Annotated in this window: 34 protein-coding genes and 1 rRNA gene; 24 read left to right on the top strand and 11 right to left on the bottom strand. The window is 42.8% G+C overall.

Going from position 1 to position 25,115, the window contains the following annotated elements:
* Positions 1-212 (bottom strand): hypothetical protein (locus ACFSUO_RS01415; protein ID WP_382390328.1); only part of this gene is annotated, 212 nt, incomplete at its 3' end.
* On the opposite strand from ACFSUO_RS01415, the gene ACFSUO_RS01410 reads away from it, so the two are divergent.
* Both ACFSUO_RS01410 and ACFSUO_RS01405 read left to right on the top strand, forming a co-directional pair.
* The gene (locus tag ACFSUO_RS01410) at positions 212-802 is read left to right on the top strand and encodes a DUF3231 family protein (protein WP_382390326.1); all 591 of its coding nucleotides are present in this window, start codon (positions 212-214) and stop codon (positions 800-802) included. The two genes, ACFSUO_RS01415 and ACFSUO_RS01410, sit on opposite strands and share 1 nt — an antisense overlap.
* A gap of 11 nt (positions 803-813) precedes the next feature.
* Positions 814-1,275: a DUF3231 family protein gene (locus ACFSUO_RS01405; protein ID WP_382390324.1), complete on the top strand. Its 462-nt coding sequence runs from the start codon at positions 814-816 to the stop codon at positions 1,273-1,275.
* A 35-nt stretch (positions 1,276-1,310) separates the two neighbouring features.
* Here ACFSUO_RS01405 and ACFSUO_RS01400 read toward each other — a convergent pair whose 3' ends face one another.
* Entirely contained in the window at positions 1,311-1,754 is a 444-nt protein-coding gene (locus ACFSUO_RS01400; protein WP_382390322.1) for a DUF2306 domain-containing protein, read from the bottom strand.
* Positions 1,755-1,935: 181 nt separating this feature from the next.
* Between ACFSUO_RS01400 and ACFSUO_RS01395 the strand changes: the two genes are divergently transcribed.
* The 4 genes from ACFSUO_RS01395 (at position 1,936) to ACFSUO_RS01380 (ending at position 5,134) form a co-directional block, all read left to right on the top strand.
* Positions 1,936-2,469, top strand: coding sequence for a CBO0543 family protein (locus ACFSUO_RS01395; RefSeq protein WP_382390320.1), 534 nt, complete (start codon positions 1,936-1,938; stop codon positions 2,467-2,469).
* Between the two features lie 20 nt (positions 2,470-2,489).
* Positions 2,490-2,963, top strand: coding sequence for a CBO0543 family protein (locus ACFSUO_RS01390; protein ID WP_382390318.1), 474 nt, complete (start codon positions 2,490-2,492; stop codon positions 2,961-2,963).
* Positions 2,964-3,334: 371 nt separating this feature from the next.
* Complete coding sequence (locus tag ACFSUO_RS01385) at positions 3,335-4,303, top strand: ATP-binding cassette domain-containing protein (protein WP_382390316.1); 969 nt, start codon at positions 3,335-3,337, stop codon at positions 4,301-4,303.
* A gap of 30 nt (positions 4,304-4,333) precedes the next feature.
* Positions 4,334-5,134 carry an ABC transporter permease gene (locus tag ACFSUO_RS01380; RefSeq protein WP_382390314.1) on the top strand — a complete coding sequence of 267 codons (801 nt, stop codon included), beginning with the start codon at positions 4,334-4,336 and terminating at the stop codon, positions 5,132-5,134.
* Between the two features lie 54 nt (positions 5,135-5,188).
* On the opposite strand, the gene ACFSUO_RS01375 is transcribed toward ACFSUO_RS01380, so the two are convergent.
* On the bottom strand, positions 5,189-6,316 hold the full coding sequence (locus ACFSUO_RS01375) for a glycerate kinase (RefSeq protein ID WP_382390312.1): 1,128 nt from the start codon (positions 6,314-6,316) through the stop codon (positions 5,189-5,191).
* Between the two features lie 250 nt (positions 6,317-6,566).
* Between ACFSUO_RS01375 and ACFSUO_RS01370 the strand changes: the two genes are divergently transcribed.
* From ACFSUO_RS01370 to ACFSUO_RS01355, 4 genes are all read left to right on the top strand, one after another.
* Positions 6,567-7,181 carry a PH domain-containing protein gene (locus ACFSUO_RS01370; protein WP_382390310.1) on the top strand — a complete coding sequence of 205 codons (615 nt, stop codon included), beginning with the start codon at positions 6,567-6,569 and terminating at the stop codon, positions 7,179-7,181.
* Between the two features lie 259 nt (positions 7,182-7,440).
* Complete coding sequence (locus ACFSUO_RS01365) at positions 7,441-7,611, top strand: hypothetical protein (RefSeq protein ID WP_382390308.1); 171 nt, start codon at positions 7,441-7,443, stop codon at positions 7,609-7,611.
* 140 nt (positions 7,612-7,751) lie between these two features.
* Complete coding sequence (locus tag ACFSUO_RS01360; protein WP_382390306.1) at positions 7,752-7,862, top strand: putative holin-like toxin; 111 nt, start codon at positions 7,752-7,754, stop codon at positions 7,860-7,862.
* Between the two features lie 530 nt (positions 7,863-8,392).
* The gene (locus ACFSUO_RS01355) at positions 8,393-8,470 is read left to right on the top strand and encodes a putative holin-like toxin (RefSeq protein WP_382390728.1); all 78 of its coding nucleotides are present in this window, start codon (positions 8,393-8,395) and stop codon (positions 8,468-8,470) included.
* A 312-nt stretch (positions 8,471-8,782) separates the two neighbouring features.
* On the opposite strand, the gene ACFSUO_RS01350 is transcribed toward ACFSUO_RS01355, so the two are convergent.
* Complete coding sequence (locus ACFSUO_RS01350; RefSeq protein ID WP_382390304.1) at positions 8,783-9,850, bottom strand: SDR family oxidoreductase; 1,068 nt, start codon at positions 9,848-9,850, stop codon at positions 8,783-8,785.
* 247 nt (positions 9,851-10,097) lie between these two features.
* Here ACFSUO_RS01350 and ACFSUO_RS01345 point away from each other — a divergent pair, with 247 nt between their 5' ends.
* Genes ACFSUO_RS01345 through ACFSUO_RS01320 form a run of 6 tightly spaced genes read left to right on the top strand, consistent with a single transcriptional unit; the run spans position 10,098 to position 14,389 of the window.
* Positions 10,098-10,481 (top strand): GntR family transcriptional regulator, encoded by a 384-nt coding sequence (locus ACFSUO_RS01345; RefSeq protein ID WP_382390302.1) that lies wholly within the window; start codon positions 10,098-10,100, stop codon positions 10,479-10,481.
* A gap of 29 nt (positions 10,482-10,510) precedes the next feature.
* A complete protein-coding gene (locus ACFSUO_RS01340) occupies positions 10,511-11,410 on the top strand; it encodes an ABC transporter ATP-binding protein (RefSeq protein ID WP_382390300.1) in 900 nt (299 codons plus the stop codon).
* Positions 11,411-11,414: 4 nt separating this feature from the next.
* The gene (locus ACFSUO_RS01335) at positions 11,415-12,104 is read left to right on the top strand and encodes an ABC-2 transporter permease (RefSeq protein ID WP_382390298.1); all 690 of its coding nucleotides are present in this window, start codon (positions 11,415-11,417) and stop codon (positions 12,102-12,104) included.
* Positions 12,105-12,130: 26 nt separating this feature from the next.
* Complete coding sequence (locus ACFSUO_RS01330; protein WP_382390296.1) at positions 12,131-12,871, top strand: ABC-2 transporter permease; 741 nt, start codon at positions 12,131-12,133, stop codon at positions 12,869-12,871.
* Between the two features lie 58 nt (positions 12,872-12,929).
* Positions 12,930-13,682 (top strand): ABC-2 transporter permease, encoded by a 753-nt coding sequence (locus ACFSUO_RS01325; protein WP_382390294.1) that lies wholly within the window; start codon positions 12,930-12,932, stop codon positions 13,680-13,682.
* On the top strand, positions 13,679-14,389 hold the full coding sequence (locus ACFSUO_RS01320) for an ABC-2 transporter permease (RefSeq protein WP_382390292.1): 711 nt from the start codon (positions 13,679-13,681) through the stop codon (positions 14,387-14,389). The genes ACFSUO_RS01325 and ACFSUO_RS01320 overlap by 4 nt, the downstream gene beginning before the upstream one ends.
* Positions 14,390-14,627: 238 nt before the next feature.
* Here ACFSUO_RS01320 and ACFSUO_RS01315 read toward each other — a convergent pair whose 3' ends face one another.
* On the bottom strand, positions 14,628-16,025 hold the full coding sequence (locus ACFSUO_RS01315) for an MATE family efflux transporter (RefSeq protein WP_382390290.1): 1,398 nt from the start codon (positions 16,023-16,025) through the stop codon (positions 14,628-14,630).
* A gap of 156 nt (positions 16,026-16,181) precedes the next feature.
* Here ACFSUO_RS01315 and ACFSUO_RS01310 point away from each other — a divergent pair, with 156 nt between their 5' ends.
* Both ACFSUO_RS01310 and ACFSUO_RS01305 read left to right on the top strand, forming a co-directional pair.
* A complete protein-coding gene (locus ACFSUO_RS01310) occupies positions 16,182-16,457 on the top strand; it encodes a hypothetical protein (RefSeq protein WP_382390288.1) in 276 nt (91 codons plus the stop codon).
* A 225-nt stretch (positions 16,458-16,682) separates the two neighbouring features.
* Positions 16,683-17,282: a class I SAM-dependent methyltransferase gene (locus tag ACFSUO_RS01305; RefSeq protein ID WP_382390286.1), complete on the top strand. Its 600-nt coding sequence runs from the start codon at positions 16,683-16,685 to the stop codon at positions 17,280-17,282.
* A 266-nt stretch (positions 17,283-17,548) separates the two neighbouring features.
* Here the strand turns inward: ACFSUO_RS01305 and ACFSUO_RS01300 are convergent, their stop codons facing one another.
* Positions 17,549-17,944, bottom strand: a complete 396-nt coding sequence (locus ACFSUO_RS01300; protein ID WP_382390284.1) for a hypothetical protein — start codon at positions 17,942-17,944, stop codon at positions 17,549-17,551.
* A gap of 198 nt (positions 17,945-18,142) precedes the next feature.
* Here ACFSUO_RS01300 and ACFSUO_RS01295 point away from each other — a divergent pair, with 198 nt between their 5' ends.
* The 3 genes from ACFSUO_RS01295 (at position 18,143) to ACFSUO_RS01285 (ending at position 20,240) form a co-directional block, all read left to right on the top strand.
* Positions 18,143-18,769 (top strand): metal-dependent hydrolase, encoded by a 627-nt coding sequence (locus ACFSUO_RS01295; protein WP_382390282.1) that lies wholly within the window; start codon positions 18,143-18,145, stop codon positions 18,767-18,769.
* A gap of 152 nt (positions 18,770-18,921) precedes the next feature.
* The gene (locus tag ACFSUO_RS01290; RefSeq protein ID WP_382390280.1) at positions 18,922-19,245 is read left to right on the top strand and encodes an ArsR/SmtB family transcription factor; all 324 of its coding nucleotides are present in this window, start codon (positions 18,922-18,924) and stop codon (positions 19,243-19,245) included.
* 53 nt (positions 19,246-19,298) lie between these two features.
* On the top strand, positions 19,299-20,240 hold the full coding sequence (locus ACFSUO_RS01285) for a cation diffusion facilitator family transporter (RefSeq protein WP_382390278.1): 942 nt from the start codon (positions 19,299-19,301) through the stop codon (positions 20,238-20,240).
* A 67-nt stretch (positions 20,241-20,307) separates the two neighbouring features.
* On the opposite strand, the gene ACFSUO_RS01280 is transcribed toward ACFSUO_RS01285, so the two are convergent.
* From ACFSUO_RS01280 to ACFSUO_RS01270, 3 genes are all read right to left on the bottom strand, one after another.
* Positions 20,308-21,006, bottom strand: coding sequence for a YetF domain-containing protein (locus ACFSUO_RS01280; protein ID WP_382390276.1), 699 nt, complete (start codon positions 21,004-21,006; stop codon positions 20,308-20,310).
* Positions 20,993-21,184: a hypothetical protein gene (locus ACFSUO_RS01275; protein WP_382390274.1), complete on the bottom strand. Its 192-nt coding sequence runs from the start codon at positions 21,182-21,184 to the stop codon at positions 20,993-20,995. Before ACFSUO_RS01275 ends, ACFSUO_RS01280 begins: the two co-directional genes overlap by 14 nt.
* Before the next feature lie 76 nt (positions 21,185-21,260).
* Positions 21,261-21,605: a DUF4363 family protein gene (locus tag ACFSUO_RS01270; RefSeq protein WP_382390272.1), complete on the bottom strand. Its 345-nt coding sequence runs from the start codon at positions 21,603-21,605 to the stop codon at positions 21,261-21,263.
* Between the two features lie 92 nt (positions 21,606-21,697).
* Here ACFSUO_RS01270 and ACFSUO_RS01265 point away from each other — a divergent pair, with 92 nt between their 5' ends.
* Positions 21,698-22,561: a DUF421 domain-containing protein gene (locus ACFSUO_RS01265; RefSeq protein WP_382390270.1), complete on the top strand. Its 864-nt coding sequence runs from the start codon at positions 21,698-21,700 to the stop codon at positions 22,559-22,561.
* A 220-nt stretch (positions 22,562-22,781) separates the two neighbouring features.
* Here the strand turns inward: ACFSUO_RS01265 and ACFSUO_RS01260 are convergent, their stop codons facing one another.
* Both ACFSUO_RS01260 and ACFSUO_RS01255 read right to left on the bottom strand, forming a co-directional pair.
* Positions 22,782-23,294 carry a DUF3231 family protein gene (locus ACFSUO_RS01260; protein ID WP_382390268.1) on the bottom strand — a complete coding sequence of 171 codons (513 nt, stop codon included), beginning with the start codon at positions 23,292-23,294 and terminating at the stop codon, positions 22,782-22,784.
* A gap of 111 nt (positions 23,295-23,405) precedes the next feature.
* Entirely contained in the window at positions 23,406-23,648 is a 243-nt protein-coding gene (locus ACFSUO_RS01255; protein ID WP_382390266.1) for a heavy-metal-associated domain-containing protein, read from the bottom strand.
* Between the two features lie 489 nt (positions 23,649-24,137).
* Between ACFSUO_RS01255 and ACFSUO_RS01250 the strand changes: the two genes are divergently transcribed.
* Together ACFSUO_RS01250 and ACFSUO_RS01245 are read left to right on the top strand one after the other, a co-directional pair.
* Entirely contained in the window at positions 24,138-24,416 is a 279-nt protein-coding gene (locus tag ACFSUO_RS01250) for a DUF1657 domain-containing protein (RefSeq protein WP_382390264.1), read from the top strand.
* 632 nt (positions 24,417-25,048) lie between these two features.
* A 16S ribosomal RNA gene (locus tag ACFSUO_RS01245) occupies positions 25,049-25,115 on the top strand; the annotation flags it as partial.

Here is a 25,115-nt window from a genome sequence, read left to right as displayed (position 1 = left end):
AGCGTCCACAACTCGAGCGAGAGCACCCGCAACTCGAGCGAGAGCGTCCACAACTCGAGCGAGAGCACCCGCAACTCGGGCGAGAGCGTCCACAACTCGAGCGAGAGCACCCGCAACTCGGGCGAGAGCATCCGCAACTCGAGCGAGAGCGTCCGAAACTCGAGCGACACCTGCACCAGGCCCAGTAACACCTTCGAAAGGAGCAGAAACAATGGATTCCAAAGACCAAGGATCAAAAGATAAGCAGCTTGAATCCCAAATTTCTGAACATCAGCAACATTTAAAGCTCAATTCCTCTGAATTAAGTGACCTATGGGCTAATTATCTTGGAGATTCCATGTTTTCGTGTATTTTTGAGCATTTTTTGGAAGTTGTCAAGGATGAAGAAATAAAAGACGTGTTGTTATTTAATCAAAAACTGTCAAAGCGCCATCTCAAGACTATCTCAGAGCTGTTTGTTAAAGAAGGAATTCCAGTACCAGCTGGGTTTGGCTCGTCGGACGTCTTTAAAGGAGCACCACGATTATTTGATGATACCTTTATGTTATTTTATGTTCAACAAATGGCAATTGGTGCATTCGGACAATATACAAGAGCCTTATCAAGCTCCATTCGTCAGGATATAATGGATTTTTACCGGCAAGGTGTTCAGGAATTAAACGAAGTATATGAAAGATCAACACACTTACTGCTTGAAAAAGGAACGATCATGAAACCACCAAACATTCCTATCCAAAGCATGTGGAGTTCATTGATAAAAAGTCGTTTAATAATTTTCTTGCCGGTAAAAATCGTCCGATAGCCGGATTAGAAATGAAATATTTAAACTTAAATATTTCTACGAATGTGTTGGGAAAATCCTTAATGATGGGTTTTGCACAAACAGCTTCCTCGCAAAAGCTGAGGAATTATTTTAAGAATGGATGGCAGCTGGCAGATAAACAAATTAAGCAGTATGGGAGTATTTTAGCAAGTGATAACATTCCGTCTCCAATGCTAATGGATCCCCATATTACAGATTCCAAAGTCCCCGCATTCAGTGACAAGCTGATGGCATATCATGTGCTTTTGGCTAATCAATTAGGAATGGAAAATTTAGGAGTAGCTATGTCGAGAACGTTAAGACATGACATCCACGCAAAATATGCCAAATTCATCGGTGAAATCGGGTTATTTGCTAATAAAGGGCAGGAGATGATGATCCAACAAGGCTGGTTTGAAGAACCGCCATTGGCTTATGACCGAAAAAAAGCTGTAAAAAATCCGCTTCAGTAAATGTGTACCCCTTTTCACTAGGGGTACATCCTATTTCAGCGGACTTTTGCAGTATATCTTCTGCCACTCATCATGATTAGTGGTGTACCTATAATTGTAGGCAGGAACCAGTACCAGAGTTCAGGAAGCGCATTTAGAACCGGGATTTTGCTAACATTCACAACTAATACAGCGGTTATAATGCCAATATAGGAACCCGCCATCCCGCTTAAATGGAAACTTAGCCAATTAATCCATCTTTTTTTGGCGGCCAGATACCCGATAAAGGCAAGACCATACGAAAATAAAGCAATGTAAAAGAGATATGCGCTTTCTTCCCAGTGTAAAACGGCCATAGCAATTGATGAAACAAATACGATCACATAGGATCCATGATAAAGTTCACCGCAAAAGGTGTGTCTTCCGCGTCTTTTTCTAGCAGTCATGGCAAACAGTCCACTTATCAAACAAATACTTCCGGTAATAATGTGTACTATCAAAAAAATATGGAACAAATTATCATCCCCAAAATTACGTCATTATTATATTTACTATATCAGAATTTTTAACAAAAACAACACGATAGAAGGGCCGATATTACAAGGCTGCGGCTTGAATCAATTGCTTTTTTGATTTATATTTTTGCACTGATTGGGTAACCTAATGATGCAGACTGTCTAAATGACATATCGAAATAGGGGAATGAAGATGCACTTGATCGTTATTCTTATCGCCATAATAGCTGCGTGGTATCGGGCTGATTGGAGCCGTTTCCGGGAATTCCATGCGACAATACTGTATTTAATATCGATGAATTTATTATATTACTTTTTCACCGTAGACTACCGATTATGGGTTTTGTATTCACACGTAGGACTGCCAGTGGAAATGCTGGACTTGTTTTATACTTTTCTTTTATTCCCGTGTACAGTCATGCTTTATTTAACAGGGTTTCCGCATGGATGGGGGAGGCAGGTTCTGCATATAGGGAAGTGGGTGCTGCTGTACTTTGGGTTTGAAGCGGTCGGTTATTGGCTGAATGCAATCCATTATTTTCACGGTTGGTCGCTTATCTGGTCATTCCTTTTATTAATGGTCATGTTTCCGATGCTGCGGTTGCACTACAAGCGGCCTTTCCTGGCATATGGATTATCCGTTATCATTATTATCTTTTTGCTTTACTGGTTTGACGTGCCCTGGACGATGAAAGCATAAGGTTGTTGGGAGATGGTATCATGGAGCTGGTCATACTGCGGCTGCTGTTTATGTTAGGGCTGGTTCTGCTTTTCTTCTCATTGCGAAAGCCCCCGCTTAAAGAATGGCTGTTATGCTATCTGCTGGCAGCCTATTTTGGGACGTTTTTAGGTGATTTAGCTGCAAAACACGAATTAATATCCTATCCAGTTAAGCTGTTCACGCAATTTCAATCAAGCGTCCTGTACGAATACTTGCTTTTGCCGCTTTTAAGTATTTACTTCTACCGGAATACGTATCGCAGCAGTATGGGGGCTGTTATAGGGCGGGCGGCTGTCTCCAGCAGTGTTTTGACCATCATTGAAGTTTTTTTGGAACATCAAACAAATTATGTACACTATATTACATGGGAATGGTATTACTCGCTGATTAGTTTATTTTTGTTTTTCGTTTTTGTTTGGCTTATGATGGAGCTGCTTAATTATTTGGCAGGAGAGAAGCAAGAGGTGGAGTAAATGAGAGCTAATTTTTAGGAAGGGGAATTGGCTCTGCTAAATTCTCAAGCTTTTATCGATTGTCCTCCTTAAACAGTTGTCCCCAATTGTTCTGCCGGCATTGGTTTATGGAATAAAAAGCCCTCACTGTGAGTATACAGTTCGCATATTGGAGTAATTATGGGAACAACGTGAACCGGTAACTTCCATAGTGATTCTGACCCAGAAGGTGCCATTACCAAACGAAAGGTGATGGCACTTTTATTGTACTTATAATCTTTTTGCGTTAATTTAATACATATACAAAATCTGGACGATGATTATAAAAGGTTGCATTTAATGAGAGATGCTTTACACTGGAGCCGCGGCACAGAAGAAGAGGGGGATTCGGAATGACTTCAATCGTGGAAGTCAACAGTTTGAAAAAACGCTATAAAGATTTAGAAGCGGTAAAAGGGGTCCAGTTTTCCGTGCAGAAAGGTGAGATATTTGGCTTTCTTGGACCGAATGGTGCGGGGAAAAGTACGACCATTAATATGCTGTCGACGATTAATAAGCCGACAAGCGGCACAGCTGTTATTAATGGATTCGATGTGGTGACCGAGAAAAATAAGGTACGCGAAAGCATCGGACTTATTTTTCAGGAATCGACCCTTGATGAAAAACTGACGGTCAACGAAAACCTGATGCTGCATTGCCGCTTTTACAAAGTGCCAAAAGAAAAACGAGAGGACCGCATTAAAGAAGTGCTGGAGATTGTAGATTTGTCCGATAAACGTAAGCAGATTGTGGAGACATTTTCCGGTGGGATGAAGCGTCGGCTGGAAATCGCACGGGGGCTGTTGCATTATCCGAGGGTGCTGTTTCTTGATGAACCGACTGTCGGCCTTGATCCGCAGACTCGGAATCATATTTGGGAATATATCCTGCAGCTTAAGGAAAAAGCAGGCATCACCATTTTTCTGACAACGCACTACATGGACGAAGCTGAAATTTGTGACCGGGTGGCTGTTATGGATAATGGGGAAGTTATTGCGCTCGATACGCCTGATGCCTTAAAGACGGACGTCGGCGGCGATATTGTTGAAATTAGAACAGCGGATAATGAAAAAGCGAAAGCCGAAGTGGAGGCGAATTATGCGGTTGACGTGAAGGAAGCAGACGACATACTGACATTCCAGGTCAATCAGGGGAATGCCTTTCTTGTCCAACTAGTAAAGGAGCTTTCGGTAGAAATAGTAACCGTCAATCTGCGCAGGCCGACATTAAATGACGTGTTTCTTCATCTGACCGGACGGGAAATCCGTGAAGAAGCTACTTCAGGTAAACCCGATAAAATGAAAATGGGGAGGGGGCACTGATGGAAGCAGTATTTGCTGTATGGCAGCGTGATGTCATTAAAATTTTTCCGGGATAAGGGGCGGCTTCTTGGTTCTTTTGCGATGCCATTTATGTTTCTTATTCTGTTCGGAAGCGGCATGAGTGGTGCGATGAAGTCCATGCTCGGCGGGAATGCCGGCAGTGGTCCGCTTGCTGATTTTGATTTTGTTGCATTTATGTTTCCGGGCATTATAGGGATGACAGTGTTTAATACAGCCATTTTCTCTGCGTTATCGGTCGTTCAGGATAAGGAATTCGGCTACATGCGCGAAATTCTTGTGTCGCCAATGTCGCGGGTATCGATTGCCATCGGAAAAGTGCTAGGCGGAACAACAGTTGCAGTCATACAAGGGTTAATGATGCTCATTTTTGTTCCGTTTATAGGAGCTTCCATTGATCTGCTGATGATCATGCAGCTGATTCCGACGATGTTTTTGGTAGCCTTTACTATTTCGGCCATCGGACTTTTAATTGCAAGTCTTTTAAAAACATCGCAAGGCTTTCAAATGGTTGTCCAGATGCTGTTGTTCCCGATGCTGTTCCTGTCAGGTGCCCTGTTTCCATTGAATGGTCTGCCATTATGGATGGATATTATCGTGAAAATCAACCCATTAACCTATTCCGTTGATATGTTTAAGGACATTATTTTGAAACCGGAAACGATGAGTGAAGCGATGCGGAAGGCTATGGGGCTTGACCTGCAGATATTCGGCCATACAATTACATTTATGGAAGAAATCGTCGTTGTCGGTGTTATTGGTGCTGTTTTTGTCGTGCTGGCTACGATAAAATTTTCCAGGTCGGAAGCGTAGAGCTTCATATTTTTCTGTTAAAACAGGTCCAGTCCCCGGTAGGAACTGGGCCTGTCACTTCCAGACCTTATGAACAAAATGTACAACTTGTTTCGTTTGATTGTATAGGAAATCTTCAGCATTCTCCATACATTCCTCGATCGTCACGGGGTGTGGAATAATAGAAAAGCAGCCATGGAAGTTGCCGCGAAGTTTATCCTGGTCACCGGCTAATGACCCGGATAGCAATAAAACCGGTGTATGGTAGGACTGAGCAAGGTCTGCGATATATCCAGGGGCTTTGCCATATAATGTTTGTTCATCACTTTGGCCCTCACCGGTAATGACAAGGTCGGCATGCTTAATGGCGTTCTGCATATGAGAAGCATCTGCCACAAGTTCTGCACCTGAAACCAGCTCCGCACCAAGCACGAGCAGAGCAAAGCCAAGTCCTCCTGCAGCCCCTGCTCCTTCTGTATCGTGAAATGTTGTTTCTAGCTGATTTTCAATAATAGACGAAAAATTAGCGAGTGCGGTATCAAACATGATTACTTGTTTTTCCGTTGCACCTTTTTGCGGTCCATAAACTACACTGGCACCAATATTCCCGTATAAGGGATTATCGACATCACAAGCGACTTTTATGGAAGCACTAGCCAATCTGGCATCAATTCCAGCGGTGCTGATGTGTGTAATATCAAATAAGTCTTCCCCAAATATTCCCCCAGCTTGCCCGTTTTCTTTCCATACCTTCATTCCCAAAGCCTGGAGCAATCCAAGCCCGCCATCATTGGTTGCACTGCCGCCAAGTCCAATAATAAATGACGTGCAGCCCTTATCCAATGCATCGATAATAACTTCACCAAGACCGTACGTAGTGGTCATGTCCGGGTTGCGGTCAGCCTCAGGAACTTGCACGAGTCCGGCAATATTCGCAATTTCAATGACAGCTGTGTTGTCATCAAGTATGGCATAATAGGCGTCTGTTCGTTCGCCTAATGGTCCTGTGCACTTGACATCTATTTGTTTCCCGCCTGCAGAGGAAAGCAATGTATCAACTGTACCTTCCCCACCATCGGCCATGGGTTTTGGAATGATGGTATCGCTGTAATAAAGGCTTGAAATTGCACGTTTCATGACGTTCGCAGCTTGGACAGACGTTAAACTTCCTTTATAAGAATCTGGTGCTAATACAATATTCATTGTGAATGCTCCTATTTAAGGTTATTTAAAAATTAAAAAGCCACTTAACACTTACTATACCATATTCAATCGTAGCGGCCATTCCTTTCTACACGCACTATGAGGGAAGTAATGAGAGTCGGGCACCACTGGCAAGTCTTGAAGTTAGGGTACTATTTCCGGTTCATGCGTGATAAAATTGTAAGTGTTACGGTATACTGAAATCGTTTGTAGAGTAATCAACCCATTTAAATGAAAAGGAGCCTTCCAAATGTTTAAAAAAATCGCTTCAGATGCATTAGGACTATCCGATGTTGGCAAAATTATCGACCCGGCGGATTATGACAAAACGGACGCTGATGATTATGTGCGCCACGAAGACGATGAAAAAATCTTTTTTCTCATCAAGACAAAAGCCGACGAATATTGTTTTACGAATTTAGCCCTGATCCACGTCGACGGGGAAAATGCCACTTCTTCCAAACGGACGTTGAACCGCTATCCGTATTCACAGTACAAAATTTCAAACGTTCTACTCGAAACCGCTGGCAAGGTTGATTTGGATATCGAAATCAAATTCACACTAGGTAATCAGGAAATGAGTATTGACGTGCATAAGGACGAAATCGAAAAACTGAAAGATCTGTACAAGGCTCTCCTGCATATTGCGGAGATCATCCACGAAAATGAGATCATTATGGAAATGGGAAGCGAAAGCCTGGATAAGGCGGTAAGTGTCCTGCAAAATGCACGAACTACTGATACAGCTTTAGCCGAACAATATAAGGAAATAAACGAATATGGATTCTCCTGGCTGAAATCCGTCCGGGAAGAATACCACGCTAAAGACTTCGGCGACATTTTTGAGAAATATATTAATAATTAACACGTGAAAAAGGTTGAATGGTGCTGATGCGCCGTTCAACCTTTTTTAAAACGGGGCTGTAAAGCGCTTATCTGAATCCCAGAAATTGTACGTGTCATGGCACCTTTCCTGAGCCACAAATGTTGTAACATGCACCTATCTATACCTACAATCGGACCCCACCTTCAAAAGGTGTCATCCTCAGCAATAATTTACCCAATGTAATTCGGCTTGAAATGTATTATAATAGTAGAAAAGTACCTTCTTTTGAGGTGAGTGTATGGGGGACAGCAACTTTTCATTTCTGCAAAAGCATTGGCCGCTGCTTGCAAACCTCGGAGAAACTGACGAACGGAATGTACATCAGGATCCAAACACGACGTTAATTAAGCTGCGGCTGTTTGGAGAAACGATGACCAAACCTCTAATCACAGGCGATAGCATGTTCTAAGAGAGCAGATATTATTCTGGCAAATCACAATAGAAACATTTGTTTAAACTTTAAAACAGAATAACGGTAGGGTATAATGGGGACATGCAATCGTCGCATTTTCTCAAGGGGGGTCGGCGCATTCTCGTCGTTGTAGTGCCATGCGATACGCTATGACGAAAGGGGGTGTTGCCTTGTCTATCTTTGAAACATTAATTCTAATGATTGCGTTTGCAACATTAGTTGTTACAATTATAGACCAAAGAAAATAGACCTCCCTGAGTTTACCAGCCGGTGAGGTCTATTCCTTACTGCGCTGACCCCTCTTGAAGGGGAAGCGGCTTATTGCTGACCGAAGATATACCCTTATCTTCGGTCTTTACTATTTTATGTCTTTCTATGTATATTATAACACGAAAAACTAAAAAATAAAGAATTCATAAAAGTCTTTTGAAATTTTTTTGTAATGCAGATAGAAGGAATGTTCTATGCTTGTTTACAGGGTGTGGTATTCATCTTGCAGCTGATTCACAGGTCATCCCCGGCAATAAGCAAGGAGTGAAACTATTGTCCCTGTTAGTGACATAGAGATTTAAGCTCATTGAATGTACCATGTCACCTGCAAATACAGGTAATAAAATGTAAAAGCTAGAATGTAATTGGAATAATTTTTTAAACTTTAAAACAGAATAACGGTAGGGTATAATGGGGACATGCAATAGTCGCATTTTCTCAAGGGGGGTCGGCGCATTTCCGTCGTTGTAGTGTCACACGATACGCTATAGCGAAAGGAGGTGTTGCCTTGTCTATCTTTGAAACATTAATCCTAATGATTGCGTTTGCAACATTAGTTGTTACAATTATAGATCAAAGAAAATAGACCTCCCTTGGATTGACAGCCGGGGTGAGGTCTATTCTTCACATGCGCTGACCCTCTTGGAGGGGAGCGACTTATTGCTGACCGAAGATATTCACGTATCTTCGGTCTTTCCTATTTTATGACTTTCTATGTACATTATAACACGAAAAAACAGTTTGAAAACAAAAATTACATGAAGATGTTAAAGAATGGCGATGTCCAGGTCCAAAAACCACATCCACCAATAAATGTAAGGGAGGGGTCATACATCCAACTTGTCAAAATTGCCGTAACCAATGGAGCTGGAAACAAACGAGTGTGGGCAATAAGAGATCAGTCTTTTCGTTTAGCAAGGGACCAGACTGTCAGCCCGACTCCTGCTGCTATTGTCGTCAGAATAGGATGTTTACACGCTTTCACATACAAACTTCTTTTCCGCATCCAGCCCACATTCGTTCCCCTCTCATGCATCCCGTAGCCAGCTTTATACAGGGCACTTTCTTCACGCGGTTTGGAAGGTCTTTCTACATGTTGGGTGGGGTAGATAATGCGTTCCATTAGTCTGTCCGTCAGCCGGGGCAATAGGGTACCGAGCAGTTCCAAGGCTTTTGCCTGTGAACCGATGAACATGTCTCTCTTCGGATGTTCTGCGGCATAAAGAATAGCCTCCGCAACGGCTTCCGGCGGATAAATCATGCCCCTGTGTGCCGGTTGTTTTTCTAAATAACTTCTAGCGTGTTCGTTATATGGCGTATCAATTCTTCCGGGATGAATGAGCGTAACCGAAACAGGCGCTTGTTCCTTTTCCAGCTCCATTCGTATACTTTCCGTCCATCCGTGGACAGCAAATTTGGAAGGGGCATAGGTGGATTGAACGAGTGTCCCTCTGTCTCCGAAAAGACTCCCAACATTGATGAGGGCGCCTGGTACATCTCTTTCCTTAAAATGCTTCACCGCTACCTGCGTGCCGTAGACCACACCCCAAAAATTGGTATCAACCATCCGCTTGATGTCTTCATTGGTTACATCGAACGCATAACCCCAGACGGATATGCCGGCGTTATTCACCCATGTATCAAAACGGCCAAACTCCTCGATAGCTGTCTTTGCAATGGCATGGACATCTTCTTCACGACCAACGTCGGCTTTTACGAAGGTTGCGGCATGTCCTTTTGCCTTTAATTCTTCAACCAGTTCTTGTAATGCATCTTCATTCCTTGCCGCCGCAACAACTTTTGCACCCTTAGCAGCGGCCATACGTGCAGTCTTGAGTCCGATTCCGCTGGACGCGCCTGTAATCACGATGACCTGATCTTGTAAATCCTTTAAGGTTAGTTTGTTTGTTCCGCTGATTAATGTGCTTGTCCATTTGTTTATTTTTCCTGTACCTATGTTGTTCATCATTTTTCTCCTTCCATATTAATAGATACCCTGTTCTCGTTCGGCCTGAAACAGGATTCGGGGTCTTTTTAGTATTTATCCAAATTGCAAAAAAATACAGGGTGAATGAATCAAAAAAACCGGTGAAAATTCTATTGCCAATAACTGATTCATCCTGTATACTGTGTATATCATATAGACACAGTTTATCAACAACATTATTTTATATAGATACGAACGATTCATCGCACCAAGGGGGTGTCCTAATGTGCTGATACATATTTCACAAACAAGTTCGACACCGATGTATGAGCAGGTAATCTCCGAAATACAGCGGCTTATTGTGATGGGATATATGGAGGCGGATGAGATGTTGCCTTCCATCCGGGAATTATCAAAAGAGCTGATGACGAGCGGGATTACGATCCGGAGAGCGTATCAAGAATTGGAACGGATTGGATTTATTTACACACGAAAAGGCAAGGGCAGTTTTGTGGCAAAGTTAAGCGAGGAAAGGCTGGCGCAGTGGAAAATGGAACAAGTTCGGGAACCACTTTTGGAATCGGTTCTGCAAGCGAAAAAGCTAAACCTGGCAGAAAAACAGGTCCAGGATCTGATTAAAGACATGTGGCAAGAAGTAGATGACGATTAAAAGACCATGACGGCAGGAGGGATAGGAAAATGATTAATCAGCAACTAGATGAAATGAATGCAGAGCAGCCTTTACTGGAAGTAAGGACTCTAAACAAATTTTATGAAGATTTTCAGTTACGGGATGTGAATTTTACATTGCCTGCTGGTACGATTATGGGCTTTCTGGGCCGAAACGGTGCCGGAAAGAGTACGACGATGAAGGCAATTATGGATCTCATTAAGCCGGATGATGGCATTATCCGTATTCTTGGCATGTCCATGCCGGAAGAAGAAGTTGCTGTCAAAGAACAGGTGGGCTATGTGGGGGATACACCGCTTTTGAACAATGCATGGACAATGGAACGGACACTGACATTTGCTCGCCATTTTTATCCGAATTGGGATCAGGCTGCGGTCGAGCGGAACTTGAAGCGCTTTGAGATACCGAAAGATAAAAAAATAAGTGAACTATCCAAAGGGATGAAGGTAAAGGCTTCGCTTATAGTAGCGATGGCCCACCAGCCGAAATTGCTGCTTCTTGATGAGCCGACATCCGGGTTGGACCCTGTCGTAAGGGGAGAAGTTTTGGAGCTGTTAATAGATTTTGTGCAGGATGAAAGCCGAGGCGTTTTGTTTTCCTCTCATATTACGTCTGATGTGGAAAAGATCGCGGATTGGGTGACGGTCATTGATGATGGGGAAATTTTTTTCAGTGAAGACAAGGAGTCACTTCTGGATCGGTACCGGCGAATTGTATTGTCCGGTAATGGGCACGAAGCAACCATGAATTCTCCATATCTTTTTAACTGTCAGCCGACCAAAGGCGGTTATGTCGGATACACCGATCACTACGATGAATTCCGAAAAGAAGCAGCGGGTGAATGGAATTCCGAGCGCCTGACATTGGAGGAATTGTTCGTGTTGTTGACCGGCCGTAAGGAGGAGTGACGGAATGTGGATGCTGATTCGCCGGGAAATGGCAGGAGAGGATATATCGGTTATTGGGCAAATTCGCGGCTATTTGCCACTTGGGATAGTTGCCTTACTTTCTATATGGCTTTTTGGGCCAAAGGTAACGGGGCTTTTTGATGTAGAGAAAATCAATTCGTTCCTATCCATTTTGGGAATTATTATTGTGTCTGGCAGTATAAGTGAAAAACTGAAAAATGACCATGCTAATCAGCAATTGACCTATTTACAAACGCTGCCGATTCGCACATCCCAAATTGTCCATGCGAAATTTCTTAATGTCTTATTGATATACGTCTCCGTGTTTGCAGGGGGATATGTATTTGTTTCGTTTAATCGATGGATCAATGGGATATGGAAGATTGCACCTTGGCAGGAATTGTATGCCTTTCTGTCGTTTCTACTTTTTCTGGCTGCGATTACGTTGTACTTTTATTTTAAACTCGGGTATCAGCGAATTCAGTGGGTTTTCCTTTTATCGTTGCTTATTTGGGGAGGAGCCTTTATGTTGATTGGATCCATTATGCAATATGCATGGTTTCCTGTACATCCTTCCTTGTCGGTGCTCTTATCTCTCATCCTCTATTTTATTAGCTGGGGAATGGCAGTAAGGAAAGTGAACACAAAAGGGCTCCCGGATGAATATGGGAGTGATTATTCAAGCGTAGACTGACTGTTAGTGGAAGGGGGATTGACGACATGTGGATGTTGATACGTAGAGAGCTCGATAACATGGTCACCATCAATTTGCGAAGGAGTTTTCAGGCTTATATTATTTTTGGTCTTGTATTTGTATTGTTCATGTGGTTGTTGGGACCAAGGGTCATAGGATATTTTGAAGCGGAAATGTTTAGTCTGTTTGTTTTTATGGCTGGTATGTTGTCGGCTGTTGCGAGTATGCTCTTTACTATTGAAGAAGATGATGCGGAACGGCAAATATCGTTTTTACAGACCCTACCGATTCGAAAAAGGGATATTGTCCATGCGAAATTTCTTAGCATTTTTTTGGTTTGCGGATTCATGTTTATTTGGGTGTCCGTCCTTAATTCGGCTAATTTACTCATGAATGATGTTTGGACTATGGAATCCTGGATGGACGTATTTATTTTCCTTGCTGTCCTCATTTTTTTAGTGGCCGAGAACCTACTATGGTATTTTCTGCGTGGGCTGCGAAGCAACTGGATTTTTTATTTTTCGTTCATTGCTTGGATGACAGTTCTTGTTCTTTTAGGGTTTAATAGGCCTTCGGGGATTTCACAAAGTGTGATATGTGGGGTCTCGCTCATCTCTTCATTTCTGGCTTATCCCACTTGTTGGTGGTTGTCAGTAAGAAAAGTGCATCATAAAGGATTTCCATTGGAAAAGGACAACCCGGGACGGAAAAATACGGAAAAACATATTGAGGAACTAAAAAGGCGCCAGTCTGAGCGACAGTCTTAAATAAGAAAGAAAACTGAAACAGGAGTGGCCGCCACTCAATTTGAAGGAGGCAGAGTGGATGAAAACGTTAATCCAAAGAGAACTCAGAGAGCTAAACTTAGCCAGGAACTATGACAATTCTACACGCGCGTTTTTATCTGTTTATGGCATTTTGGGTATAGGATTTCCGGTCATTTTATGGTTGCTTGGTCCGGGAATAGCAGGGATTTTTGATGCTGAGGTGTTTAATACTTCTGTTTCTGTTACTGGCATGGTCCTCGTTTGGCAAACGGTTTCTGGCAGCTTGCAGCGGGAGGATGCTAATCGGCAGCTGACTTTTTTGCAAACATTGCCTGTGGAAAAGCGTCACATCGTAAATGCCAAGTTTACTAGTGTGCTGTTGATCTGTTTGTTTACAATTGCTTGGATGGCTATCGTTATGTTTTTAAATGTATGGATAAGCGGAATTGGAACGGGTGAAACTTGGTTACCTGTGGGCTTTTTTGCTTCTCTTATCATTTTTATCGCTGCTATGACTTTACAAACCTTTTTCCGTTGGGGAGCGCGGCGGCTCACCATGACTCCTATGATTATTACTATATTTATCTGGGGTGGTGTGTTTACTCTTTTAGGATTTTTTATGAAGCGTATGGGAAAGGAACCCGGCGTCTTCGTGTTTATGATTTTTATGAGTTTATCGCTTGCAATCTATTTGAGTTGCTGGTGGCTATCCGTAAGAAAGGTGAACAAAAAAGGTTTTCCTATAGATGAAGGGTATAAAACGGAGTGGATGAATGCTTTTGAGTCATTGGAGGAAGGGGGAGCAAAATGAGGTCAGATGTGATTTTTAATTTCATCAAAGAAGAATGGTATGATCAGCGGCGGATGTTGTTTTGGTATTTCCTTATATCCCTCGTCCTCGGTATAGCTCTGATCGTCGGCAGCCAACAGGAAGGAATAGTGAACCGGATAAAGCAGACGGGATTCAGTTTTGAAGAGTTGTCGAGGATTTCGTTTGCTGTTTTGTTTATGCCATATGCGATAAGTTGGATGATGCTATTCAGCAGACCTGGTAAAGAGAACCGTACAGGATTTTACTCATTTTTGCATACATTGCCGATTACGTTAAAAGAGATTGTCACAGCCAAATATATATCCACTTTTCTTTTAAACGTATTGATGGCCGGCTGGTTGTGTGGATTATGGTGGTTGTATGAAGTGAATTTTCCGGATGCCGCGTCAACTAGAATTTGGGCAGGGTTATGTGTGGTAGTATTTTTCTTTGCACTTAGTATTTTAGCTTTACAATTAGGCTTTTTCTTCCAGTGGGGCGACAGTAATTTTGTTTTTATGATTCTATTTTTGTTCCTTATTGTGAACCAGTTTAAGTTCGTTGGTCAACTGGCTGAATTAACCATCAACTTGATGGAGCGGAATTCTCTCATGTTATGGGGAATTGCCATTTTTTCCACTGGTTGCATTTGGCTGGTTTGCTGGCGCTGGTCGATGAAGGTTTATCGGAAATATAAGGGCGTCTAGATGTGGGGGGAGGGTAAAGGATCAATTGTCAACACAAGAAATATGTGAAATGTTGGATGTTCCGGCAGAAGCTGTTAGGACTCATCTATGGCACGGAAGAGAGACGTTACGCAAGAAATCACAGGCTGATAGCGACGTCTCAGTTGAAATCTTTTCGTTCCCTATCAGCCAAATTGATAAAAGAAAAAATTTGACATTTAACAAAAACTCATTCACGTGTGACCGAAGTAAGTCTACCTTAATACCCCCGTGATTGCAGCGGCCGATTCATGACGTTCCTCCTTGCGAACAGCATCAGGAAGATGGCAGTTAAACCTTCTGCAACGGGTAGGGCGAGCCAGATTCCTGCAGTGCCAATCCAGGCCGGCAGTATAGCCAGTGCGGCAATTAAAAGGATGAAACCGCGAAACAGTGTGATACCGATGGACGGCCTTACGTAAGCAATCGATTGGTAATATGTCATATAAATAAAATTGATTCCCATGAACAAATAACCAATAAAGAATAAGGTGATCCCTTTAGAAGCAAGCTGACGTATGGTTTCCGTTTCCACGCCGAAAATCGACACAAGACCCCCTGCACCAAACCAGCCGATACCAAGAAAAAGGACTCCCAGCGCAATACCGGTTATTTCAGCAATCTTCACCGTGTTTTTAATGGAATCGTATTTGTTGGCACCATAATAAAAACTGATCATCGGCTGGATGGATGATCCGATCCCGATAAATGCAAGGAACATAAATGTATGCAAATAGTTAATGACCGAAAAAGCTGCCAAACCGGTTGTGCCAGCATAATAAGATAATGCGATATTGTAGCCAATGACAAAGACACCAGTTCCAGCTTCAGATAAAAAATTGGGAAATCCCAGTTTTCCAACCGTTAGAATGTCGTCTTTTCTCCAGCTTAGCCTGGTAAATTTTAATCCGGCGTCTTTTTTGAAAAAATGAATGCAATAAATAAGTAAGCCTGCTGCCGTTGCGATAACCGATGCCAACGCAGCGCCTCTCACTCCCATTTCCAATATAAAAATCATCCAATAGTTCAGGACAATGTTGAGTAAGGCGGACACCACAAGACCTGCCATCGCTAGCTGCGGACTGCCATCATTACGCACAAAAATACTGAGTACGTTTTCCCAGGCAAGGATGGGCGCCCACAAAAAAATGATTTGCATATAGATCACGGCATAAGGTAATGTTTCCGCGTTGGCCCCGAACAGGCGGGCTAGCGGTTCCACAGCTATATAACTAATAATGCCGAGAATCGTCATCACGATTGTTGCTAGTATCATAGCGAGTGTAAAGATCCGCTGTGCTTTATCAGTATCATGCTCGCCATTAGCTATCGAATATACGGTTCCTCCGCCAATGCCAATCAAGAGCGAAATGGAGATGATGACTGACCAGGCAGGGACGGCAACATTGACACTTGCCAGCGCCACCGATCCAACGCCGTTCCCGACAAAAATGCCATCAATCACAATATTTGCCGACATCAGCATCATGCCGGCAAGGGTGGGAAGGAAATATTGAAAAAAGCTTTTCGTAACACTCTGGTTTAAAAGTCGCTGCTCTGCAAGGCTCATCATTTCACCCCTCACTGTATTATTTATTCCCATTTTATCACTGAACATAGAAGAATACACCTCAAATATTTTTCTTTTTATCTGAAACTAACAGTTATTTATTTTGAGATCACCTAATGAAAAGCCGGAGTACATAATTCGACACCTGGAAGGAAAACTATATACGGATTTCACCAATCACGAATGGAATGGAGGATATCATTCATGGCTCAACATAATTTACACGAGCAGCTGCAGCAGGCAAGCAAACAGATACATGAGGCGCAGGAGTCCGCACGTATGGGACAAGGGTCTGATCCGAAGCTTTTGGAACAGGCAGAACAGCAGCTGCAGCAAGCAGAACAACAACTGCAGACAGCGCAGGATCAGGCGGGAACAGAAGCGACCGAAAATGCGCAATTTCAGCAGGCTTACGAACAGCTTCACGACACGCGTCAGCAAGTGCAGGAAGCCCAGCAAAATAATAATGATGTGCTGTAGAAACCGCTCCAAGTTAGGTTTTTGGCGTCAATTGGTCGAAAATGGTTTTGACAGCGGATAAATCAGTTTAACAGGCCCATGCTTCTTCCGGAGTATGGGCTTTATTTGTGGATGGGAGAATTAGTTGATGGTGGTCATCCCTTCGTTGAATGAAGTATAATGGAAGAAAGAAAATTGTTGTTGCTATATTCTTTTCTAGTAAAGTGTCCGCTGCGAGGTGATTGGATGGGGAAATGGTTTCCGCATTTGTACGATACGGTTATGAAACCGCTGGAGAAAAGGAAGTTCAAACGAATACGAATAAAACTTGTGGAACAGGCGACAGGGAAGGTAATGGAAATAGGGTCCGGAACGGGTGTCAATTTTCCCTATTACAGGAATGCTGTGTCCGTTGATGCCATTGAACCGGATTCTGTCATGCGTGAAAGGTCACAAAAAAATAGAGCTCAATCGCCTGCACCAATTCAAATCTGGAATACGGACGCCGAGCAACTGCCATTCGGGGATGATACATTTGATTCGGTCGTAGCGACACTTGTCTTTTGCACGATTCCGAACCCAATTAAAGCTCTGGAGGAAGTGAAACGGGTTGCGAAACCTGGTGCGGCAATCCTGTTGTTTGAGCATGTTCGGGTGGATCAGCCAGTCATGGAAAAAGCACAAGACGTCCTGACGCCACTATGGAAACATATATGCGACGGTTGTCACCTTAATCGTGATACGCTTGCATCCGTCAGACAGACGGGCATTGAGGTGAACAGTGTTGAATCCTTTTACAAAGGCGTTTTTATAACGGTTAGCGGGACGTGGGGGCAGGCTCCTTGATCTGATTACGGATAGGCTGGGGTATAGTGAACCTGTCCCCTTATCCCTATAAGAGGTTGATCAAAAAGTCCGGTAAAAATGACGCTTCGAATTTCTTCGTTGGCTTGCTTCTCCGTTCCTTGGAAAAGGAAACCGCTTTTCCTGCGTGCGATGAGGGTTCATGGTAGCAGTCCTTGTGCTCATGTATTAATTTGCATACACTCCGCTACTCAAAGCTACGCCGCCTCGAAATTCTTGGTCCTTTTTTCCTCCTTTTTGAACATGCACTATAATTTTTGGTTAAATTGCTCTAACTTATCTAGTGTTTCCATTGATAATGTACGTATTTTTGTTTTATTTAGCTTCTTCTGTTTAGCCACTGTTATTAGTGGATAAAGACTTTCTTCAATGTATTGGTAATCCTGGGGGTAGGCCTTCTCCACTTTCTTTTCGATTTTATCCCAGCTTTCCTCTATTTCTTTTCCGAGTTGATTGATTTCATCACTATTGTTTGCTTGTTTCTCGGCTAAATCCTTCAGTTCCTTTGTTTTGGCAATCACTTCTTTGATACCATTTTGTATTTCTTCGTTGCTGCTGTCTTGGGGTTTGTGGCCTTGGCTAAAACCTGTCAAAATAACACCCAACATAAGAATAGCCCCGAATAATAGAATCGACTTTTTCATTATGTTGCCCTCCTTTCTATTTATTTCTACGCTTCCCAGAAATTACATCTTTATTCAGGGATGCAGACTAAAGCTCCTTGTCCTCTGTTCTGTATAACATATAGGGATAATAGACCCATTCCCATGCCGAACTGGTGAAAAAGGCTCACGTTTAATGGTGGCTTTTTCTGTATACTGTTTGAGGAAGGAGGAACGACCATGAAGGGAACATCACATGCGGTGCTTGGGGGAGCGGCTGGTTTTGGGGTGGCGGTTTATTATGGCGCATCTCCTGTGGACAGTTTTACCCTTATAAGTGCAGGAATGATTGCGGGACTTTGTCCTGATCTTGATACAAGCGGACGATTGTCCCGCCGTATCACCGTTCCGGCCGAGCCGTTTAAATTATTGATGGGATTTGTGGCGGTATGGCTGATGTATTATTCATTAATGGAAGGAACTGGCGTGGAACGGGCAGCCGGGACTGGGATTAGCTTGCTCTTGCTTGCGTTTTCTAGGAAGCTGTCACCGAAAAGGATGCTGACGATTACGGGGGCAGGGATTATCGTACTAGGGGGAACACTGAATATATTGTGGCTTCTATTGGCGGGCATCTATGTCCTTGTTGCATCGTTATTTCCTCATCGTTCCTATACCCATTCGTTGCTGGGACTTGTTTTTTTCAGTTACATCAGTCATTTGTTTGCGGTCAATGTGCAGGTGGAAGGAATGTTCTATGCTTGTGTAATGGGGTATGTATCCCATCTGGCGGCAGATTCACGGGTTATCCCCGGAAATAAACAAGGAGTGAAACTGTTCGCCCCAGTCAGTAATATGGAGATTTAGGGGGCAAGAAGACAGGCTCGTCTTCGCATTTGCGAACCGCGTGCGGGACAATGGACCTGTCTCCATGCCCCGTTTGATTCATAATATGAACATATGCTAATATAAACACATATCATATATGGGAATTGACTGATATAAGGAGGGGAAACGTAATGGCAGAAACTGATTTTACCAGGGAAGTCCCTGAAGATCTTGATGAGGAAACCTTGTTTGTTGTATCACAGACGTTCAAAGCATTAGGAGATCCAACAAGAATCCGTATTCTCCATTTATTGTTTCAGAACGAGTATGCCGTTAATCAAATAGCCGAAACGCTGCATTTGCGACAGTCCACTGTTTCGCATCAGCTGCGGTTTCTGAAAAATTTGCGGCTTGTGAAAAACCGCCGGGATGGAACCACACTGTACTATTCACACGATGATGAACATGTGATGAATTTATTGAAGCAGACAATTGATCACGCCTATCACTGCTAGTGCATACTGTTCACTGCGGATTTGCTGAAGTTTTACGGTTGGGAGGTATTTTTTTGGGACACGATCACGGACATGATCATACGCATGGTGCGAATAAAAAGGCATTAATGATCAGTTTTATCATTATTACATTGTATATGATTATCGAAGCGGTTGGCGGGTTTATCACCAACAGCCTGGCATTGTTATCTGATGCCGGTCACATGTTGAGTGATTCCATTTCGCTTGGTGTCGGTTTTCTGGCATTTAGGATGGGAGAAAAGGTAGCCAGCTACAGTAAAACATACGGCTATAAGCGATTTGAAATATTGGCCGCTGTCTTTAACGGTGTTACCCTGATTGTCATTTCGCTGTATATTTTTTACGAAGCCTATCACCGTTTTATGGACCCGCCGGAAGTTGCTTCGACCGGTATGCTGGTGATAGCCATTATCGGTTTAATCGTCAATATCGTTGTCGCATGGATTCTGATGCGAGGGGATACAGAAGAAAATTTGAATCTAAGAGCGGCATTCCTGCATGTGCTGGGTGACCTGCTTGGTTCTGTCGGTGCGATTGCCGCTGCATTATTGATTATGTTCTTCGGCTTGGGTTGGGCAGATCCATTGGCAAGTGTCATTGTCGCAGTGCTTGTTTTAACGAGTGGCTGGCGTGTCACGAAAGATGCCGTCCATGTGTTAATGGAAGGAACCCCTAAAAATGTGGAGCTGGAGGACATTATTCAAACGATTGAAAACGTGCCGGAAATCTCCGCCATTCATGATTTACATGTGTGGAGCATCACGAGCGGACAGAATGCCCTATCCTGTCATGCCGTAGTCGATGGCAGCCTGTCTGTTCAAGAAAGCCAGGAGCTGCTGCGGACCATTGAACATGAGCTGGAACAGAAGGGAATTGGCCACGTGACCATTCAAATGGAAAGCGAAGAACATCCTCATACCGATTCCCTGTTGTGTGACCACGAATCCGGACCTCATGACCATGAGCATGAATGAATGATAAAAAACGTGCGCTGCTTATATGACAGCGCACGTTTTTAAATAGGGTTATTCGAATGGGCGGTTAGCGAATAACATCATCTTTTTTATCGATATAAAGTGTTCCATCCGGCTGCACTTGTGCATAAAAAACTTGGCTGAACGACTTAATTCCCGCCTGATTTGTTTGCTGTTCCAGCCAGTTCATATCAAGGTTTAAATCGCGCAGGTTCTGTCGGTTCACGGTACCATCGGAAATAACTTCGGTCGCAATGGGATGTACGTTCGGCACAGTGCTCGTCATGTTCATATCGCCCTTGGTAGCGGATTGTTTGATTTCCTTTTTCATGACCGAAAGTTTCCCGCTTGTCTCAAAAATGGCGTAATCAACATCAGCAATGGCAAAAACATTTTTCTGCCTGAGCAAAGCGTTCAGGGAATCAATGTCAAGCCGGGCACTACGCAACGAGTCTTCCATGATCTTCCCGTTTTTGATGACAATAAGTGGATCACCTGTAGTCAATTTGCGTGCGTTTTTCGACTTAATGTCAATAAATCCCATAATAAGTGTAAATACAGCCCATCCAACTAAGGCAATGATCCCGTTTCGAATGCTTAGATTCTGACTAGTTACGAGGCTTCCGGCAATGGTTCCAATAGCAATCGCCGAAATAAAATTAAAAAATGTCATCTGACTGATTTCTTTTCTGCCCATAATTCTTGCCAATGCAAAGAGGATTATAAATGATATCACGATTCGAAGCACTAATTCAGTAATCTCCATCTACGCCACCGCCTTCATCCCCACTTGGGTCGTACTCATCATACGTGAGCCTGGTAACCTTTGTGGATTCTCCTTTTTCAATTTCTGCTTTGGATGCATGTTTGCCATAAGAATCGTCTGGATCGATACCCGGGGCAACTACATCGCTGTTTATCCTTTTATTTTTCTTCTTATCCAAATCCAAACACCTCCATTCATGTGTATCTTTTCATTACTGCCAGAAATTATGACAGCATCCAGACAAGTGGAGACATTTACTGAAAATAAAGCGATTGAACGTAGTGTTCGATGGTAGCAATTGTCCGTTTCACCTCAGCTTTGTCTTTTGTTTTGATGGAAACTTGCAATTTTGCTATTGCTTCATCAAGCTTGTTGTATTCTGTTTCATCGCCCATCAGCTGATATTTCCATTTATTGGATTCATATATGTTTTGAACCTGTTTGGATTTCTGCTGTGCCTTTGTCCATTGTGATTGACTGATAAGACTGTTGATTTCAGTTGCTGATTGCGTAATGGGAAGGTCTTGAATGGTTTCGTCCGAGCAGCCGGTAAAGATGAACAAAGTTAAAACCATTGTCCCTAAGGTAAAGAATTTCATTATGATGTTCCCTCCAGCAGTATCGTTTCTCATAATTTAACCATAATAAGAAAAGATATGACTTTAGATTCGAATTGAAATGAGGGATACATATGCCGGAATATATGGTCATTGTGGTAAGGTCACTGTTTACGTTTTTTTTCATCCTATTAATGGCAAGGCTCATGGGTAAAAAACAAATCGCCCAACTGACGTTTTTTGATTATATTACCGGAATAACAATAGGGAATATGGCCTCAGCAATGGCTATCAACGCTTCACTCCAGCCAATCGATGCTATTATTGGGGTGAGTATATTTGTCGTTCTGACTATACTGATTGCACGAGGAGCAGTTGGATCCATGAAATTCAGGAAACTGGTTGAAGGAAGTCCGACGATCCTGATAAGGAATGGCAATATACTGGAAAAGAACCTGTCAAAAGTAAACATGTCATTTGATGATCTTATGATGGGCTTACGGAATAAAAATGCATTTAAACTGGATGATGTTGAAACAGCAGTACTGGAAACAAGCGGAAAAATAACTGTCATGAAGAAAACAGAAAATACGCCCCTGACGCCAAAAGATATCCAGCTGCCAGTGGAATCCGAACATACGCCATCACTTGTCATTGTTGATGGAAGTGTACTAACAACACGCCTAAGGTACCTTGGTTATTCGGAAGAATGGCTTCACGGTGAGGTTATGAAGCAGGGGGCTAGCCATTTTAAGGATGTCTATTTGGCTCAAATTGATTCCAAGGGCAATGTTTATGTTGATTTATACGATGAAGGGCGAAAAACAGAGCAAGTGAAGCAAAAACCGCTCCTTTCCGCACAACTGCGAAAAATACAGGCTGATATGGAAAGCTTTGCGATTCAGACAGACAATCAGGCCGCGAAGCAAATGTATTATAGCCAATCAAGAGAGCTCCAGAATCTTATAGACCAAATTAATCCATACCTTAAAGAATGAGTTTTTAAACCGTTCCGCTTTGCGTAAATTAAAGTACCAATGATTGAAAGGGTTACAATATGATGGAAACAGCGTTAAGGTTGACGAAAGGGGGAAGTGAAACCAAGGGGAAATGGATTAACGATTTTATTTGACAAAAGCTTGTTTAGCAACGGGCAGTGTTATTAAAATAAGAAAGAGAACAGATGGAATGTCAGGATTCCTGTTCTCTTTATTGTTCTTATCTATCTTCTGTTTTGCTATAGTGTAATGGGGGAGAAACCAACCAGCCTTTTTCTTTGGTAAGTCTCAGAACTTTTGCACCGAGTGATGCCTTTTGTGTATGGAATTGTCCAAACATCATGGCAATGTCCTCCCGGGTTGATTGGCCAATCATCTTACTGCATGAAACTAATCCTGCAGCAATTTCTGTACCCAAGGCTGCGGCTATTTCCTGGTCTTGAAAACGTGCCCCTGCTGGTATATCTTCCAGAGCAGCCTTCGGACGTTCTGGGGGTGTCGGTGGAAGACCAACTCCATTGTCTTTTAACAGGGTTTCAATTTGCTTTATTTCCTGCTGTGAAGCATGGATAGCTTCTTCGATCAATTTTCGCAGGTCTTCATCACCCGCATGATTCAAATGTGTTTGGTTACCCGCAACTAACCCTTTAGCAGCAGTTAGAAAAGCCCACACTCCGTACACTTCTCCGTAATGCAGTGGTTCATCTTTAGGATTTCCGCTTAAAATTCCCATTTTTAAGTCCTCCTTTTGAATTCTTGTAATCGCACTGTCTTTCCAACTATTAGGCTCCCCTCCTTTTGTCCGTTCATTCATGAAAGGCAGGCGTTAAACAAAAAATTTTCATTAAGTCCGAAAGCCTGTCGAAAGAGCTCTCTCCTCTATACCGTCGTGGATGTCGTATTCCTGTAATGTGCCAACAATTCGTTTTCCTGAAATTTTTTCCTCATCAAATTCAATCTTTAATTCACCGTCATCCGTATCAGCTAAGACGCGTTCAATCCCATCCAGCTGATGCAGGGCTTGTTCGATTTGTTGAATGGGTTCTCCGGATGTAGCTTCGTTAGCGTAAATGGTTATTTCAGCCATAGTCATTACTCCTTTTTAAACAGGTTTGAATGAATTTCATAATCACCTTTTTTGTTTAATATACGAACTTATAACTGAAAATACACTTAATTATTCGTGCTCCACCTTAGAAGATTGGAACGGAAGACGGACGACTCCTGCGGGATAAGAGGCCTAGATGAGACCCCGCAAGGCGTTAGCCTGAGAAGGCTCATCAGCCGCCCGCGGAAAGCGTCCGTCTGAAGTGGAAATCAAACGCAACCTAATCGTTCGTATTTTAAAGATAGATATTGAATTATGAAATTCATTCGTTTAACTAATATTTTTGTTTCATTCATGAGTAGATAAGCGCGAATAGGCATAAGGAGGGTGTGACTTGTCCACTCTAGGAGCGACGATGATTCTGGAGGAACTCTTCCTGCTGAAGTGTGGACTGTATTAATAGGAGGCGCTTCAAGGTTTTGAAATGGGATTGTTTTTATTCCCGAGTCATTCTATCCTGGGGTGGCCGTGGAATGGTTTCACGGTGAGGTTATGAAACAGGGGGCTAATCATTTTGGCTCAAATCGATTCCAAGGCATTGTTTGTGTTGATTGTCATGATGAAGGGCGAAAAAGAGAGCAAGTAAAACTAAAAACGCTTCTTTCTGCACAACTGCGCAAGGTACAGGCTGATATGGAAAGCTTTGCAATCCAGGCAGACGATCGAGCCGTTAAGCAAATGTATTATAACCAGTCAAAAGAACTCCAGAAATTCATTAATACTATTAACCCGTATCTTACGGAATGAGTTATAGGGTAGGACTGGTGATCAGTGCCCCGAATTGCAGGTGGACGAACGGGAGTCGGACAGGAAATAATTTCATTCTAGCTAAACTAAAAAAACTTTTAAATGTAATTGACTTTTTCACCTGTGACCTGTATTATAAATCTTGCTGCTTCAAAAGAGCACTTCTGAAAACAATCAGTTTTGCGCTTCCGGCAGGCATTATCATGAACAACAGCGAACACACATGTTGTTTTTGCAGCTAAGTTAAGCTTGGATATTTCTTAAAAAAAGTATTGACCTTAATTACTGCAAATGATATATTAATAAAGTCGCTTTGTCAGCGGAACAAAACCTTATAAATAAGAAAACAATTCAACGACGCAATTGTTGACGCTAGGTTGATTGTTTGCTATAATGGAAAAGTTGACTCAAAAAAGTCATTCGTGATTCGCTCTTTGAAAACTGAACAAAACAGCCAGTATGACAAAACAGATGTCAAAGATTGGAAGTTAGATGCTTTAGCATCCGACAATAATTCCAGCCCCGCGATGTCAAATTGCAAGCTGAGATAATAGATGAAACCGATCGGTGTCGGTTCATCGCGACGGATCTGAGAAGTGGACTAATCTGCTTTTTGGATTACCGCTCCAACTTTTTTGGAGAGTTTGATCTTGGCTCAGGACGAACGCTGGCGGCGTGCCTAATACATGCAAGTCGAGC

This window comes from Lentibacillus juripiscarius, from assembly GCF_042685205.1.
Taxonomy (GTDB): domain Bacteria; phylum Bacillota; class Bacilli; order Bacillales; family Amphibacillaceae; genus Lentibacillus; species Lentibacillus juripiscarius.
The sequence above is the reverse complement of the archived record's forward strand: the minus strand, read 5'-3'. Positions and strand labels throughout refer to the sequence as shown.